Genomic DNA, 16,378 nt, shown 5'->3' on the forward strand with positions numbered 1-16,378 from the left:
CCCGGCTTTTTTATTGCCTCGCTGCCGTTGTAACCCATGCCGACACCTGCGATCGTCCTGACATCACCGGTAAAACGCTGTAGGTGATATTGCAAATTATTACCATTTGCATTAGCGTTGATGCCAAATTTCGTTGGGAAACAAGCGGTAATGAAGAGCGTATGGAGTGGGTTGCTGGTGGGGATCGGCGCGCTGCCCGCAGTGGCGGCAACGTGCGAGGAGTCTTCCCTGCTGGGGGATGTTCAGGGAAAGTTTGATGCCAGCGGCGAAGTCTGCTTTTTGCTGCCCGAGCTGGGTGAAAATTACGTTTCTGCCACGCTGAACGGCGTGACGGATGCGCGCCTGCTGGACGGTCAAAACCGCCGCATTCGCACGCTGGTCGAAGGCGGGCCTGCCGACGGCGAACACACGCTGCTGTTTGCCCTGCCGGTGAAACAGCGCACCTCGCTGGTGCTGCACGGCGAAGCGGGCAAGCCGTGGCGTTTTCAGTGGCGAATGAAAGAGACTTCCGCCTTGCCGCGCGTACAGAGGCTGGCGCCTGAAAGCCCGACGCTGAAGGCGCTGGCAAACGCTATTTCTGCCGGTGGCAGTACCGAGGCGTTCTGGCAGGCGCAGCGTCGGCAGGGCACGCCGATGGTGGAGCCGGTTGACGCACACCATAAGCGCGTGACCTTTCTGTGGCGCGGCGCGCGCGATAACGTGTTCATTCTCGGCTCTCCGGCGGGGGATCACGATCCGCTGTTCCGCCTGGGCAACAGCGACGTCTGGTTTCGCAGCTACGTGGTGCCCGCTGACACGGTGATGCAGTACAAGCTCGCCCCCGATGTACCGATCGTGGAAGGTTCTGCCCTCGACAGGCGCCGCGCGATCCTGGTGAGCGCGCAGGCCGATCCGCTTAACCCGAACACCTTTGGTGAACAGAAGGCGGATCGCTGGAATCGCTTTTCCCTGCTCGATCTCAGCCCGGCGCGCTATTGCTCCGTTCAGGCTACGGCACAGCCGCTGGTGCACGGAACGTTGAGCCGCCAGATGCTGAGCAGCACTATCCTCGGCAATGCCCGTGAAGTGATGATCTACAAACCGCGCGGCGCACAGCCCGCGCTCTGGACGCTCATCCTTTTCGACGGACAGATTTATCAGGACGAGTACCGTTTTGCCAACGTGCTGGATGGCCTGATTGCCCGGCACCATATGCCACCCATTAACGTGGTGTTTATCGACAGCCTCGATCATGCCCGACGCGGCAACGAACTGCCGCCGAACCCGGATTTCGCCGATTTCATGGCGCACGAGCTGCTGCCGTGGCTTCGCGGACAGGGCATCGCGATGCAGCGGCAGAAAACGGTGCTGGCGGGGTCAAGCTACGGGGGAATCGCCTCCTCCTGGGTGGCGCTACGCTACCCGCGGCTGTTTGGCAACGTGATGAGTCTTTCCGGCTCCTACTGGTGGGCGCCAAAAGGTGAAGCCCCCGGCTGGCTGACGCGTCAGTACCAGCAGTCTCCGCCGTATCCGGTGCGCTTCTGGTTACAGGCCGGGAAGTTTGAAACCGCGGGGCCGGGCGGTGGCATCTATCGCACCACGAAGGATTTTGAACAGGTGCTGAGGGAAAAAGGCTATCGCGTCAGTTTCCATCCGTGGTCCAGCGGCCACGACTACGCGGCCTGGTGCGAAGCGCTGATCCACGGGATGCGCGATTTCACCGGCCTACGACGCCAGTGAAAACCAGCGGCGCCAGACGAAACGCAGAATGAAAAATTCGATGGCGCCGAGCAGTAAAAACCACAGGCAGAACAGAATGGTGTACAGCTGATTCAGATCGACCATATGAAAGGTCTGAACCAGCTTTTGCGCCAGCGCCAGCCCAAGCGACGGCGCAGGTAACAGCAGGCAGGAGAGCAGGGCCATCAGTAAAATGCCCCCCGCAGTAATCAGCGATTCTAACGGGTGTTTCATAGTAATGTTAATCGTCAGTTAAAAATGTCATTGTCCGGCATCCTGAAACGTAAAGCAATATCATCCCGGCTGGCAAAATTAAGACACAGCCCACCGTTATTCTGCGAATAAATAGCCAAAAAAGAATATAAACGCCGATGCGATTAAATTAATATCGCGTAATGTAAATAAACGTCTTTTTTACGAAAATAATTTTACAAAGCTATAGGTGCTATATCCAATTAACGTCGCAATAACAATGGCTGCGACAATGTATAACGCCAGGCGCCGTCCGCGATAAATACCAAACATGGTTCCTCCTCGTTTAGTGTTGGTTTAGAAATATTTTGTAAAAATCAGTGCATCGAAATAATTTAAATCAGTTTTGAATAACCTTGTCGTCATTATATTGCGGTAGATCAATTTAACCCGCAAGTCTTAAAAATGAATTAATTAAAGCCAGAAAGGAATTCCGGCTTCCGACCACCGGATATTGAAGGAAAAATACCATGACCAAAAAAAATTTCTCACAGAATATGCCACCCGCAGGCGGACAGGCGTACCAGCAGAACATAGAGCAGGTGCTTGCCCACACCCAAAGCCAGGCCAGCGGCCTTGACCGCGCCGAGGCGCAGGCGCGTCTGCAAAAGCATGGCCCAAACGCGCTGCCGGAGAAAAAAGGCAAGCCGGGCTGGCTGCGTTTTCTCGCGCACTTTAACGACGTGCTGATTTACGTCCTGCTGGCGGCTGCCGTATTAACCGCGGTAATGGGCCACTGGGTTGATACGCTGGTTATTCTGGGCGTGGCGGTCATCAATGCGCTAATTGGCCACATTCAGGAAAGTAACGCGGAAAAATCGCTGAAGAGTATTCGCAATATGCTTTCCAGCGAGGCGCGGGTTATTCGTAACGGCAACCATGAAACTATCCCGACGACGGAAATCGTCCCGGGCGATATTATTGTATTGCGCGCAGGGGATCGTATTCCGGCGGATATGCGTTTAATCGAAGCGCATAATTTACGCGTGGAAGAGGCGATCCTGACCGGCGAATCCACGGTGGTGGATAAACACACGAACCCGCTTAACGGCGAATTACCGCTGGGCGACCGCACCAATATGGTCTTTTCCGGTACGACGGTAAGCGCGGGCGGCGGCGTGGGCGTGGTCATTGCCACCGGCCAGGAAACCGAGCTCGGCCACATCAACCAGATGATGGCGGGCATTGAAAAACACCGCACCCCGCTGCTGGTGCAGATGGACAAGCTGGGCAAAGCCATCTTCGCCATTATTCTGGCAATGATGGCTGCGCTGTTCGTCTTCAGCCTGGTGTTCCGCGAGATCCCGATGGGCGAGCTGCTGCTCTCCCTCATTAGCCTGGCGGTCGCCTCCGTACCGGAAGGCCTGCCGGCGATTATCTCCATCATCCTCTCCCTGGGCGTGCAGGCTATGGCGCGCAAGCGGGCGATTATCCGCAAGCTGCCGACGGTTGAAACCCTGGGCGCGATGACCGTGGTCTGCTCGGACAAAACCGGCACCCTGACCATGAACGAGATGACGGTCAAAGCCATCATCACTGCCGATACCTGCTACCGTGTGGACGGCAACAGCTACGAGCCGGTGGGCAATATCTACCTGGAAGGCAGCGATGAGCCGGTACAGATCCAGCCGGGCACCGTGCTCGAGCAGTACCTGCGCACCGTTGACCTGTGCAACGACAGCCAGCTGATTCAGGACGAGCGCGGCCTGTGGGGCATTACCGGTGGGCCGACCGAGGGCTCGCTGAAGGTGCTGGCGGCGAAAGCCCACCTCGCGCCGGTGATGACCACCCTTATCAATAAGATCCCGTTCGACTCGCAGTACAAGTATATGAGCACCCACTACCAGATTGGCGGTGAGGAGCAGATTTTGATTACCGGCGCGCCGGACGTCATTTTCGCCCTGTGCGACCAGCAGCAGACGCGCAACGGCGCGGAAGCCTTCAACCGCGCGTACTGGGAAACGGAGATGGAGCGCTATGCGCGTCAGGGGCTGCGCATGGTTGCCGCGGCGTTCAAGCCGGCGAACGGCGAGCAGGCGTTAACGCACGACGACCTGAGTCACGGCCTGATTTTCCTCGGCATTGCCGGAATGATGGATCCGCCGCGCCCGGAAGCGATTGATGCAATTAACGCCTGTCAGCAGGCGGGGATCCGCGTCAAGATGATCACCGGCGATCACCCGCAGACGGCGATGAGCATCGGCCAGATGCTGGGGATCACCAACAGCGAGCAGGCGGTCACCGGCTATCAGCTGGAGAAAATGGACGATGCCGAGCTGGCGGAAGCGGCGGTGAAATACGACATCTTTGCCCGTACCAGCCCGGAGCATAAGCTGCGCCTGGTGAAAGCGTTGCAGGATAAAGGCGAAATCGTCGGCATGACCGGCGACGGCGTAAACGATGCCCCGGCGCTGCGCCAGGCGGACGTCGGCATCGCGATGGGCATCAAAGGCACGGAAGTTACCAAAGAGGCGGCGGACATGGTCCTGACGGACGATAACTTCGCCACCATCGCCAGCGCGGTGAAAGAGGGGCGTCGCGTTTACGACAACCTGAAGAAAACCATCCTGTTCATTATGCCGACCAACCTGGCGCAGGGGCTGCTGATTGTGATTGCGCTGCTGACGGGGAATATCATTCCGCTGACGCCGGTGCTGATTCTCTGGATGAACATGGCGACCTCCGCCACGCTCTCCTTCGGCCTGGCCTTTGAGGCCGCCGAGCGCAACATTATGCGCCGCCCGCCGCGCCAGACCGGGCAGCACGTGATGGACGCCTACGCCGTATGGCGCGTGGCTTTTGTCGGCACCATGATTGCCATCGCCGCCTTTGCGCTGGAAGCCTGGCTGGCCCCGCGCGGCCACAGCGCGGAGTTCATCCGCACCGTGCTGCTCCAGATGCTGGTCTGCGCCCAGTGGGTATACATGATTAACTGCCGCAACACCGACGGGTTCTCCCTGAACCGCGGCCTGCTGGCGAACAAAGGGATCTGGCTGGTGACGGGCGTACTGTTCCTGCTCCAGGCGGCGATTATCTACCTGCCGTTTATGCAGATGCTGTTCGGCACCGAAGCGCTGCCGCTGCGCTACTGGTTCGTGACGCTGGCGGTGGCTGGGGTGATGTTCTTCGTCGTCGAAATCGAGAAGCGACTGACCCGCAGGTTCCGTAAGGCTGCATAACAAAGATCCCCCTCACCCTAACCCTCTCCCCACAGGGGAGAGGGGACTTGAACACCCTCGCCCCTGTGGGGAGAGGGCCGGGGTGAGGGGTACAAATTAGAGGTACTCCCATGAAATTCCCGCTCCTGTTCGCACTCCTCGCCTGCACGCTGCCCCCCGCATTCGCCGCGGCTATTCCCGTTCGCGTCGCCACCGTGGAGCAGATCGCCCATGCCGCCGAGCGCCAGATCCCGGGCCGCATCGAAGCCATTCACACCGTTGAGCTGCGCGCGCGTACGGAAGGCGTGATAACGAAAATCCACTTCCGCGACGGGCAGTACGTGAAAAAAGGCGACGTGCTTTTTGAGCTGGACGACGCCGAGCCGCGTGCCGCCCTGCGTCTGGCGCAGGCCGAAGTGAGAAGCGCCGAAGCCACGCTGCGTCAGGCGCAGCAGCAGCTTTCCCGCTTCGAAAGCCTGGGCAGCAGCAACGCCATCAGCCGTCACGACGTGGACAACGCCCGCATGCAGCGCGACGTGGCGAGCGCCGCGCTGGAGCAGGCGAAAGCCCGGCTCGACACCCGCAGCGTCACCCTGAACTACACCCGTATCACCTCACCGATTGACGGTCGCGTGGGGCATAGCCAGTTCCACGTGGGCAGCCTGGTGAATCCTGCCAGCGGCGTGCTGGTGGAGGTGGTGCAGCTCGATCCCATCCGCATCGCCTTTGCGCTGGAAGAGGGCGCGTTTGCCACCAAAGCCGGACAGCATGCGGATATCAGCGCCATGAAGCAGGCCTGGCAGGCGCTGATCGACAGCAACGGTCAGCGCGTCGGCGGGGAACTGACGTCCGTGGACAACCGCATCGATCCGCGCACCGCCAGCGTGATGCTGCGCGCCGAGTTTGCGAACCCGCGCCACCAGCTGCTGCCTGGCGGCAACGTGAATGTCTATCTGCGTCCGGCGAGCGAGCAGCCGGTGCTGACGCTGCCTGCCGCCGCGGTCCAGCAGAACGGCGACGGGTTCTTCGCCTGGGTGGTTAACGCCGACGGCAAAGCCGAAAGGCGCCCGCTGGAAATTGCCGGGCAGATCGGCCAGCAGTTTCAGATTGCCTCCGGCGTGAAGCCCGGTGAGCGAGCGATTACCGACGGCGCGCAGCGCGTGCAGCCCGGCGCTGCCGTTCAGATACTCAATTAAGGAGCCATCATGCTGACGTTTTTCATCAAACGCCCGCGCTTCGCGATGGTGATTGCGCTGGCCATCACCCTGCTGGGGGCCATCGCGCTGAGGATCATTCCGGTAGAGCAGTACCCGCAGATCACCCCGCCGGTGGTGAATGTCTCTGCCAGCTGGCCGGGCGCCAGCTCGGCTGACGTGGCGGAGGCCATCGCCACGCCGCTGGAGACGCAGCTTAACGGCGTAGATCACATGCTCTATATGGAGTCCACCAGTTCGGATGAAGGCACCTACAGCCTGAACATCACCTTTGCGGCGGGTACCGATCCGGACCTCGCCGCCATCGACGTGCAGAACCGTGTGGCGCAGGCCGTGGCGCAGCTGCCGACCGAGGCACAGCAAAACGGTGTGCAGGTGCGCAAGCGCGCCATCAACCTGATGATGGGGGTAAGCCTTTACTCACCGAACAACACCCACACGCCGCTGTTTGTCAGCAACTACGCCAGCACGCAGGTACGCGAGGCGCTGTCGCGTCTGCCGGGCGTGGGGCAGGTGCAGATGTTTGGCGCGCGGGACTACAGCATGCGCATCTGGCTGCGTCCGGACCGCATGAACGCCCTGAACGTCACCACCGACGACGTGGCGCAGGCGCTGCGCGAGCAGAACGTGCAGGGGGCGGCGGGCCAGATCGGTACGCCACCGGTATTCAACGGCCAGCAGCAGACGCTGACCATCAACGGGCTGGGGCGCTTAAGCCAGGCTGAAGACTTTGCCGACATCATTATTCGCGCCGGGGAGATGGGCCAACTGGTGCGCCTGAAGGACGTGGCGACCATTGAGCTCGGCTCGCGCAGCTACAGCTCGGGCGCCCAGCTGAACGGGCATGACTCCGCCTACCTCGGTATCTATCCTACGCCGTCCGCTAACGCCCTGCGCGTGGCCGACGCGGTGCGCGCGGAGCTGGAGCGTCTCTCGACGCGCTTTCCAGACGACCTGGTCTATGAAGTGAAATTCGACACCACCACCTTCGTTGCCGCCACCATTAAAGAGATTGGCGTCTCGCTGGCGCTGACCATGCTGGCGGTTGTGGTGGTTGTTTCCCTGTTCCTGCAAAGCTGGCGCGCGACGCTGATTGTCGCCCTCGCCATTCCGGTGTCGCTGGTGGGCACCTTTGCGGTGCTCTACGCGCTCGGCTACTCCGCCAACACGCTGAGCCTGTTCGCCATTATTCTGGCGCTGACCATGGTGGTGGATGATGCCATCGTGGTGGTTGAGAGCGTCGAAACGCTGATGGCGGAAGGGCAGAGCCGCACGGCGGCGACCGCGCTGGCGCTGCGACAGATCGCCGGGCCGGTGATTGCCACCACGCTGGTGCTGCTGGCGGTGTTTGTGCCGGTGGCGCTCTTGCCGGGGATCGTCGGCGAGCTGTACCGCCAGTTCGCGGTGACGCTCTCCACCGCCGTCACGCTCTCAAGCCTGGTGGCGCTGACCCTGACGCCCGCGCTCTGTGCCATGCTGCTGCGCCCGCGTCCGGCGAAGCCTGCCGCGATTTTCCGTGGGTTCAACCGTGGGCTGGACGCCACGCGCACGCTTTACACCCGGATAGTGAGCGTGTTCAACCGGCGTCCGTGGCTGGCGCTGCTGGCCACCGCAGGCGCGGCGGCAGTGGTGGCGTTCAGCTTTATGTCGATGCCAAAGGGCTTCCTGCCGCAGGAAGATCAGGGCTACTTCTTCGCCAGCGTCCAGCTGCCGGAGGCGGCCTCGCTGGAGCGCACCGAAGCGGTGATGACCTCCGCGCGCGAGCTGATCGCTAAAAACCCGGCGGTGGAAGACGTGATTCAGGTCTCCGGGTTTAACATCCTCAACGGCACCAGCGCGTCGAACGGCGGGTTTATCTCCATCATGCTGAAGGACTGGAGCGAGCGCCCGCCGCTGGATGAGGTGATGGGCACCCTTCAGCGCCAGCTGCTGGCCCTGCCGGAAGCGACCATCATGACCTTCGCGCCGCCGACGCTGCCGGGGCTGGGCAACGCCTCTGGCTTCGACCTGCGCATTCAGGCGCAGGCGGGGCAGAGCCCGGCGGAGCTGGAGCGCGTTACGCGTGAGGTACTGGCAAAAGCCAACCAGCATCCGCAGCTGAGCCGCGTGTTCACCACCTGGAGCAGCAACGTGCCGCAGCTGACGCTGACCGTTGACCGCGAGCGTGCGGCCCGGCTCGACGTGCCGGTGTCGCGCATCTTCAGCAGCCTGCAAACCGCCTTCGGCGGCACCCGCGCCGGGGATTTCAGCGTCAACAACCGCGTTTACCACGTAGTGATGCAGAACGAGATGCAGTGGCGCGAGCGCGCGGAGCAAATCAGCGAGCTGTTCGTGCGCAGCAACAGCGGCGAGCGGGTGCGACTGAGCAACCTCGTCACCATTACGCCGACCGTCGGCGCGCCATTTATTCAGCAGTACAACCAGTTCCCGTCGGTATCGGTAAGCGGTTCGGCAGCGGAAGGGGTAAGCAGCAGCACCGCGATGGCGGCGATGGGCGAAATTTTGGCGCAGAGCCTGCCTGCCGGGTACGACTACGCCTGGAGCGGCATGTCGTATCAGGAGCAGCAGACCGGCAACCAGGCAGTATGGATTGTGCTGGCGGCGGTGGTGATGGCGTGGCTGTTCCTCGTCGCCCAGTACGAGAGCTGGACGCTCCCGGCAAGCGTGATGCTTTCGGTGCTGTTCGCCATCGGCGGGGCGCTGGTCTGGCTGTGGCTGGCGGGCTACGCCAACGACGTGTACGTGCAGATCGGTCTGGTCTTGCTGATCGCGCTAGCGGCGAAAAACGCGATTCTTATCGTGGAGTTCGCCCGCGCGCGGCGGATGGACGGGATGGCAATTGTCGATGCCGCACGGGAAGGGGCATCGCGCCGCTTCCGCGCGGTGATGATGACCGCCGTGTCGTTCATCATCGGCGTCCTGCCGATGATGCTGGCGACCGGGGCGGGTGCCCAGAGCCGCCGCATCATTGGTACCACGGTGTTCAGCGGCATGCTGGTGGCAACCGTGGTCGGGATTGTGTTCATCCCGGCGCTGTTCGTGCTGTTCCAGCGCCTGCGCGAGTGGGGCCACGGCCTTACGGACTCGTCGCCCACAGCTCGCAGTGTTTCTGAACCAGAGAAATAAGCGAGCCGCCGTCGGCGATGAAGTCCCGCATGCGCTGCGCCTCGCTCTTGCCCTGCTTTAACAGCAGGGCAATTTCCTTGATGGCGCTCGTTGCGCCGAGCTTCTCGGCCGACGGCGCAACCTGCTCCAGCAGCCAGGCGATATCGTCCGCCACGGTTTTGTGCTCGCCGGTATGCACGTCCGTCAGAACCCCCTCCAGCCCGTAGCGACACGCCTGAAAACGGTTAAAGCGGTACAAGAGAAAATCCCGCTCCTGATGCTTATACGGCCGCGTGGTCAGCAGCCAGTGAGACGTCGCCTGGATCAGCCCGGCGATATTAATCGCGTGGCCGAGCGTCAGCGGGGTATCCATCACACGTACCTCCACGGTGCCGAAGTGCGGGCTGGGGCGGATGTCCCAGTGCAGATCTTTAATGCTGTCGATCATGCTGGTAGCGCTCAGGCGTCGGAACAGCCCCTCGAACTCCTGCCAGCTGTTGATCCACGGCATCTGACCGTTATCCGGGAAGCCGGAGAAGATGTTGAGACGCGACGAGGAAAACCTGGTGTCCGTGCCCTGCATATAGGGAGAGGACGCGGCGAGGGCGATAAAGTGCGGCACGAAGCGCGACAGGCCGTGCAGCAGATAAATGGCGTCGTCCCCGTTTCGGCATCCCACGTGCACGTGCTGGCCAAACACCGTCGCCTGTAAAATCAGATAGCCAAAGCGCTCCAGCGTGACGTTATAGCGTTCATCGGCGCACACTTCCTGCCGCTGCCACTTCTGGAACGGATGGGTCCCGCCGCCGCAGATCTGAATATGCTGCTCCGCCGCCGCGCGCAGAATGCTCTGCTGCATCACCGAGAACTGCGCCGCCGCCTGGTCGATGGTCTGGCACACGCCAGTGGCGATTTCGAGCATGCTTTCGGTGATGTCGTGTTTGACTTCACCGCCTTTGATGTCGTCTTTGACGGCAGCGATAAGCGCGGAAGAGTCCTGACTCAGGTCGTAGCCCGGCGGGTTCACCACCTGGAGTTCAAGCTCGATGCCGAGTGTGTAGGGTTCAGAGGATTTGAAATCAGGTAAAGGCATGGCGCACTCCGTTGTCTGTTGTGTGTTGAGTATAGACAATGGGCGTGGCGCGCTCGTCTCGTGGTGGTATAACGGATAGCAGGCTTTACAAAAGAGGAGTGACTTATGTCTGACTATCCATCGATTGCGCTGTTTGGTCCCGGTGCGATTGGCACCACCATTGCCGCGGTATTGCATGATGCGGGTCGCACGCCGCTGCTGGCGGCGGGGAGTGGGGGGACGGGGTGAAATACGGTCGGGGCGAAAAAAGACCCGGCCGTGGTATGCCGGGTAAGTCTCTTACTTAGCCTGACGGGCTTTCTCTGCTTTCAATTCTTCCATTGTTGCCTCCAGGATCCAGAGGCACTGAGCACCCTCAGCCGTCTCCAGCAGTGCCCGGCGGGTTTGATGATAGAACGCGTCGATTTCTGTAGGTGATTTCTCTAACGGCGGTGTGCAGACGATATCGCTGCCAACCATGTGCGGCCACTTTCCAGCGTCAATAATGCGGAGCGCTTTCAGCGTAGCGCTGGTGTTTGTTGTGAGCGCCGCGGCTAAGGCATCCTCGAGCAGTTGCGCCTGCCTGACGTCTGCCGTGGCAGCCAGCGCTGGGGCTTGCGCTATCCAGTTTGCATCACCAGAGGCGATTCCATGAAGTGCTGATGACCAGTCAGTGTTGGCTGCAATAGCTGGGACGGTGAGAGCCGATAGCAACAGAACGATTGGGTATTTCATCGCGCTATTCCCCGCTCGCCGACATCGTTTTTGCACCATACATAAACGGTTATAGACATATGCTTAAACTCCATTTAAGAAAATCCTAATAAATTCTTCTATTACAGTAAGTTAAATGACGGGTGGGACGTTATCGTTTATAAAAAATCCCGTCAATGTTGGCGCAACAGGGGTATGAGATATATCAACTTCCGTTGATACAGATTATGAAAGCCGACGTATTGCAATTTGATAATGCAAACATTGGCTTGGTGATTTACCAGGATTTTTTAACTGTCAATTATTCAAATAGCCCTCGGAATGAGCGCACAGAGTCTACTTTCCATCAATCTCCCACAAACGCGCTCACCGGCACGTCAAAACGCTTTGCCAGCGCCCGCATATGATCCAGTGTTAACGTGCGCTGTCCATTCAGGATCCGACTCACCAGAGACTTCTTGCCTATCTCGTTCTCGAAATCGCTCTGAGTGAGTTGGTACTGATCCATCAGCGTTCGCAATAGCGCAACGCCTGACGGAATGCTGGCAATACGTGCGTTAAATTCTGCAAACTCGGGGGACTTGTTTTCGTACTTATCGATTTTGGCGGTGAGCATGTCTACGAGCGGGTTATCGGGTTCGTGCTCGATCAGATACTCCACCAGCGCCAGCGCATCCTCGTAATCTTGTCGCGACGGGCTTGAGCCCAGGAAAGGGAGCTCGGTTGTCAGAGCTTTTGCCGCTTTGATGGCTGCTGCATAATTCATTCTTTCGTTCTCCGATAGTAGTCTGTGAGCTTGTCATAGTCTGCGTGAGTGCTGATGTGTTTGATGAAGATCTTTCCCCGCTCAAAATCAGCAAAAAACATTACTCTTAGATGCCCGCCTCCCACATCAATGACCTACCATTTTTCCCGGTATTTCATCCTGTCCAGACTGGGGAAGCGCTTTCGCATGTCGTCTGGTGATGGGGAGTGTTCCTTTTTTAGTACCCGGTAAAGATCGTCCAGGGCGAGTGATTGGTTGGGAAAATGTCTGGTGGCCGCGTCGAAAGGTGCTCTTGGGACTACATGCATCCTTGCCCCCATGTTTCCATGCTGGAAACATTATAAGTGGTAGTTGGTGTGTTGACAATGTGGAAACACGGATGGAGTGCAGTTCTCATATGCTCGCGATGACGGGGAACATTTAATAAGTACGAATACTGTATGAGGTAACTGTAAAAAATGTCCGCTTCGTACCAGAAGCGGACAGAATTTTATGAATTAATGAGTGTGCCTTTTATAGGAAAGCATTGGTTTGGTTTGAAAAATGTTATGGTTGAACCAACATTAATTATAAATAACAATAAGTCTCTATATTTTATTCTGGAACATTGTCAACATTTTTGAGTATAGTAGATGTAAGAGGTTGCGATTTTAATAAATCACGGGAGATATCTGGATCCGCTATGGCTGTTTTTACTAAGTTATCCAATTTATCGAACCATTCGCCATCATTTGTTGAGAATAAATTATGCAGTGCTTCGTTTTTACTTTTACACTTCCATGATTTGTAATGCTCACTGCAATATTTAGAAGCAGCGGTAAGAATATGCCAACGTAACTTTGAATACTTACCATCAAATCTTTTGTTTGAAATAAGTGCTTTCAATCTATAAAGACAAAAACAAGATATATAATAATCATCCTCATTAGCACCGACCGAGAAAACTTCATTAAGTAAATCGCCAGTTAGTCGATTAGGATAGCGACTGGAGAGGTCTGGTCTCATCATTACAATTGCGGCATATCCTCTAGCCACTTCTCTTACATCAAAAATACGCACAGGTGCTATATTTTCAGAGCTATACTGCCCTTTTCGACGTTCAAAATAAATTCTATTTCCTTCTATGGCACCCTTAGCATTAAAATATTGCTCGAGTTCTCTAAGAGTTTGCAAGGTTGAAATAAATTGAGCGTCCTCTACTTTGGATTGCTTATTTGTTGCGCGTACAATGTCATCAAGGATAGTTGGCTCTTCTGTTTCAATTAATTTAATCATTAAACTTACAGAGTCGTCAACTTGAGCATCTTTAGCTATAAGTACGTTAGATGTTTGGCAGCCATTGACTATCTGAAAATCACGTATGAATATTTCCTGCCCAGCAGGTCTAACACTAGAAGCAACTATGGTAATACCATTGTTCATTAAACCAAATCTTGCTTTTTTACCATGATTTTCAAGTGTGTCTGATATTTCTGAGTTAACATCGCCGTCTACACCAAGAAAATCTCTAACATTTTCCTCAAAAAGTTTTTTCCTTGGAGAACCATTTTTATCTTTTAAAATAGAATCGATAAAACTTCTCGCTTTTACAGTGGCAACATATGCGTTATTTATATTTGGTGCCGCAGGGAAAGGTGCATAGCCGATTGTAGGTAGCTTTGCTTCAATCGGGCCATCAGCTGCTAACCACAATTCATGTATGAAATCCCTATGAGCCATAATCAAAGAGGTCTCATGAAAATACCCGAGAGCTTTTAAAGTTCTCTCGCCTGTTCTAAATGCAGCCTTAATTTCTTTTGCTTGTGTATCTGGCGCAGCGCTAAAAAAATAAGAGTATAGATCAGGAAGCCCATTTTTAATTCTTCCAATATTGGCAAAAATTAAGTTGAACATTTCCTTAAAGTCTGCGAGATATTCACTATGTGGTTGCTGAGGTGCTGATGAAAGAAAATCACAGATTGATGACACGTAAGAATCAATTTCTTTTTTATCCCATTTCTCTGATGTCTTAGCTTGAGTGAGAACTATTGAAACATGAAATTCTCGTCGTGAATTCTCAAAAATCTCTTGTAATTCTTGAGTTGAAAATATAGCTCTATCATCCAAAAAAAGTAATGCTCCATCTATGCCCGGATCGGGACCATCATAGACAAGATCGCTAGCCTCCACTTTATCACCGGAATGTTTAGAAAAAGCACAGTAATTTACAAATGCTTCAAAGTTTTTGGTTTCTTGATACGGTGCAGCAAAGGCCCTGCAAAACGTATCGAAATAAGACCTAGTAACAAGATGCATTAATTCCATCCCCTATTTAAACAACGCATGAAAGTTAGATGTTGCCGTGACTGTTTTAATTTATATTATTTAATCACATTTGTCTTGATTCGACAATTAATCCTTTTAAATAATAAGATTATTAAAAGGTATATCACATTTTTCTTAGGCTCTGAGTGTTAGTCAAAAATCAAGCGTTAGGTATCAATGAATGCCCGCTACTCGCTCTTAACAGACATTCAAAAACCACATTATTTTTTTGCATAAGGCCGAAATCCTGCTTTTTACCTCAGCAGAACCCCGGCCTCCCATCATCCGCCTCAGTGCGCCGTTATATAAGGCTCCTTCACAAACTCCGCCAGCAGCCAGACCATATCATGTAGCAGCCCGGTGAGTTCTTTCGCCACGCTCGCAGGCAACGTCCCGCCCATTACCGCCAGCGTTAACGCCACGGCATAATCCACCTGTAGCGCCGTTTCTTGCCAGCATTCCGGCACGCAGGAGGCGATCTTTTCCCCGGCAATGAGCCGTTCAACCAGATACGGCGGAAGTTCTGAGTCACAGCACTCGCGCAGCCGCTTAAGCGCAGCCAGCAGTCGCTCGCAAAGCGTGGTGAATGTCACTGTGTCGTCCGTTTCAACCAGCACGCTCACATACGCAGTGCAGGCGTCAGCCAGTTCAAAGAGATCCGCAGACTCAGGCAGTTGCAGGTGGAGAAGATGATGAACAGCACTTTCCTCAGAAAGCGCGTAAGACAGGGAAGGGATAGTTGTCATGTGATTTTCCTTTTTAAACATACTCCAGACCACCACATAAGTTCCTACGCTCATGGGTGGTAGCGCTGACGGAGGTAGGAATACCGCACATGACTAACGGCCAACCTTTCGGTTGCTCCGCCAGCGCGACCGTATTTTAACGGGATGAGCGCTGTCGCGACAAAAATAATTGTCGTGCCATGTTATACGGGTTCCTACGCCCGGCTGCGGATGTGCCGCAACGCAGGCACTTTAAAACCGCGAAGAAGGGATGAAAAGGGATAACCCTGAATTACATAAGGTTGCTTAAAAGTTTGCGAGGCGGCTTCCAGAAAGGCATTGCCGGGTGGCGGCTACGCCTTACCCGGCCTACAAAACCGCGAACAAGCCAACCAACCCGCGACACGAACCGTAGGCCCGCGCAAGCGCAGCGCCGCCGGGCACAGCCGCACCGTAGCTACCCCTCGCTCATCATCGCCAGAAACCGCTTCACCGTTCGCGAACGTTCAAAGCGCCGCCAGCAGAGCGCGATATCGGTATAAAGCTCTGGTGAGCGCAGTGCATGGTAGGTGACATTCGGCGGCGAAATAGCGGCCATGGATTTTGGCACCAGCGCGAACCCGCCGCCGGCGGAGACCATGCTCAGGGAAGAGGAAAGTTGTGAAGATTGCAGCATGTGCTGCATATCGATTCCGGCCCGCTCGCAGCTGCCGTAAACGCGGTCGTACAGCCCCGGCGCGACCTCCTGCGGGAACAGCACCACCGGCGTATCCCGAAGTTCCTCCAGCGCCAGATCGCCGCACGTCGCCAGGGGATGATCGCGATGCAGCGCCACCACCATTGGCTCCCGGTCGAGGATTTTTAATTCGAACACCTTGCTGCTTTCGCACGGCAGGCGCACAAAGGCGATATCCAGCTCACCCTCCGCCAGCATCGTGGTCAGCGACGACATATTGGCTTCCACCTGATGAACCTGCACCGCCATGTTCTGCACCTGAAACTGGCGAATCAGCGCGAAAATTTTGGGGTGGAAAGCGTCGGAGCTGGTGATACCAATCGACAGGCTGCCGTTCAGCCCGCGCGCGATGCCCCGGGCTTTTTCCAGCGCGGCGTCGCTCAGCGCCAGGATCTTACAGGCGTCCTCATAGAAGGCTTCTCCCGCTTCGGTCAGCTCCACGCCCCGCGTCAGGCGCCTGAACAGCGGCGTGCCCACTTCCTCCTCAAGCCGTTTGATCTGCTGGCTCAGAGGAGGCTGTGAAATACCCAGCGCGTTGGCCGCCCTGGTGAAGTGTCGCTCGCGTGCTACCGCGACAAAATAGCGCAGATAACGAAGTTCCATATCAAAAACG

Annotated in this window: 12 protein-coding genes and 2 pseudogenes; 5 read left to right on the plus strand and 9 right to left on the minus strand. The window is 56.4% G+C overall.

Annotated elements, in window-relative coordinates:
- The first annotated feature begins 150 nt into the window (after window positions 1-150).
- Entirely contained in the window at window positions 151-1,719 is a 1,569-nt protein-coding gene (locus tag IM300_RS08540) for an alpha/beta hydrolase-fold protein (protein WP_193036140.1), read from the plus strand.
- Here the strand turns inward: IM300_RS08540 and IM300_RS08545 are convergent.
- Window positions 1,705-1,953 (minus strand): DUF1158 domain-containing protein, encoded by a 249-nt coding sequence (locus IM300_RS08545; protein WP_063451549.1) that lies wholly within the window; start codon window positions 1,951-1,953, stop codon window positions 1,705-1,707. The two genes, IM300_RS08540 and IM300_RS08545, sit on opposite strands and share 15 nt — an antisense overlap.
- Before the next feature lie 488 nt (window positions 1,954-2,441).
- Here IM300_RS08545 and IM300_RS08550 point away from each other — a divergent pair, with 488 nt between their 5' ends.
- The 3 genes from IM300_RS08550 to IM300_RS08560 all read left to right on the plus strand — a co-directional run bounded on the left by IM300_RS08550 (window position 2,442) and on the right by IM300_RS08560 (window position 9,469).
- Window positions 2,442-5,150 carry a cation-transporting P-type ATPase gene (locus IM300_RS08550; RefSeq protein ID WP_193036142.1) on the plus strand — a complete coding sequence of 903 codons (2,709 nt, stop codon included), beginning with the start codon at window positions 2,442-2,444 and terminating at the stop codon, window positions 5,148-5,150.
- Window positions 5,151-5,260: 110 nt separating this feature from the next.
- Window positions 5,261-6,325: an efflux RND transporter periplasmic adaptor subunit gene (locus tag IM300_RS08555; RefSeq protein ID WP_193036144.1), complete on the plus strand. Its 1,065-nt coding sequence runs from the start codon at window positions 5,261-5,263 to the stop codon at window positions 6,323-6,325.
- 9 nt (window positions 6,326-6,334) lie between these two features.
- Entirely contained in the window at window positions 6,335-9,469 is a 3,135-nt protein-coding gene (locus IM300_RS08560; protein WP_193036146.1) for an efflux RND transporter permease subunit, read from the plus strand.
- On the opposite strand, the gene IM300_RS08565 is transcribed toward IM300_RS08560, so the two are convergent.
- Window positions 9,420-10,541 carry a YbdK family carboxylate-amine ligase gene (locus IM300_RS08565; protein ID WP_193036148.1) on the minus strand — a complete coding sequence of 374 codons (1,122 nt, stop codon included), beginning with the start codon at window positions 10,539-10,541 and terminating at the stop codon, window positions 9,420-9,422. The two genes, IM300_RS08560 and IM300_RS08565, sit on opposite strands and share 50 nt — an antisense overlap.
- Before the next feature lie 105 nt (window positions 10,542-10,646).
- Here IM300_RS08565 and IM300_RS08570 point away from each other — a divergent pair.
- A pseudogene (locus tag IM300_RS08570) lies at window positions 10,647-10,742 on the plus strand (oxidoreductase); the annotation flags it as partial.
- 78 nt (window positions 10,743-10,820) lie between these two features.
- Here the strand turns inward: IM300_RS08570 and IM300_RS08575 are convergent.
- The 7 genes and pseudogenes from IM300_RS08575 to IM300_RS08605 all read right to left on the minus strand — a co-directional run bounded on the left by IM300_RS08575 (window position 10,821) and on the right by IM300_RS08605 (window position 16,368).
- Window positions 10,821-11,255, minus strand: a complete 435-nt coding sequence (locus IM300_RS08575; protein WP_193036150.1) for a hypothetical protein — start codon at window positions 11,253-11,255, stop codon at window positions 10,821-10,823.
- Window positions 11,256-11,580: 325 nt separating this feature from the next.
- Window positions 11,581-12,000 (minus strand): type II toxin-antitoxin system HigA family antitoxin, encoded by a 420-nt coding sequence (locus tag IM300_RS08580; RefSeq protein ID WP_193036152.1) that lies wholly within the window; start codon window positions 11,998-12,000, stop codon window positions 11,581-11,583.
- Window positions 11,997-12,308: pseudogene (locus tag IM300_RS08585) on the minus strand (type II toxin-antitoxin system HigB family toxin). The gene IM300_RS08580 and the pseudogene IM300_RS08585 overlap by 4 nt, the downstream one beginning before the upstream one ends.
- Window positions 12,309-12,594: 286 nt before the next feature.
- Window positions 12,595-14,295, minus strand: coding sequence for an AIPR family protein (locus IM300_RS08590; RefSeq protein WP_193036153.1), 1,701 nt, complete (start codon window positions 14,293-14,295; stop codon window positions 12,595-12,597).
- A gap of 299 nt (window positions 14,296-14,594) precedes the next feature.
- On the minus strand, window positions 14,595-15,050 hold the full coding sequence (locus IM300_RS08595; RefSeq protein ID WP_193036155.1) for a hypothetical protein: 456 nt from the start codon (window positions 15,048-15,050) through the stop codon (window positions 14,595-14,597).
- A gap of 13 nt (window positions 15,051-15,063) precedes the next feature.
- Window positions 15,064-15,174: a hypothetical protein gene (locus IM300_RS08600; protein ID WP_108454329.1), complete on the minus strand. Its 111-nt coding sequence runs from the start codon at window positions 15,172-15,174 to the stop codon at window positions 15,064-15,066.
- 312 nt (window positions 15,175-15,486) lie between these two features.
- Entirely contained in the window at window positions 15,487-16,368 is an 882-nt protein-coding gene (locus IM300_RS08605) for a LysR family transcriptional regulator (protein WP_107534868.1), read from the minus strand.
- Window positions 16,369-16,378: the final 10 nt, after the last annotated feature.

Source organism: Enterobacter cloacae complex sp. I2, assembly GCF_014896205.1.
Taxonomy (GTDB): domain Bacteria; phylum Pseudomonadota; class Gammaproteobacteria; order Enterobacterales; family Enterobacteriaceae; genus Enterobacter; species Enterobacter quasihormaechei.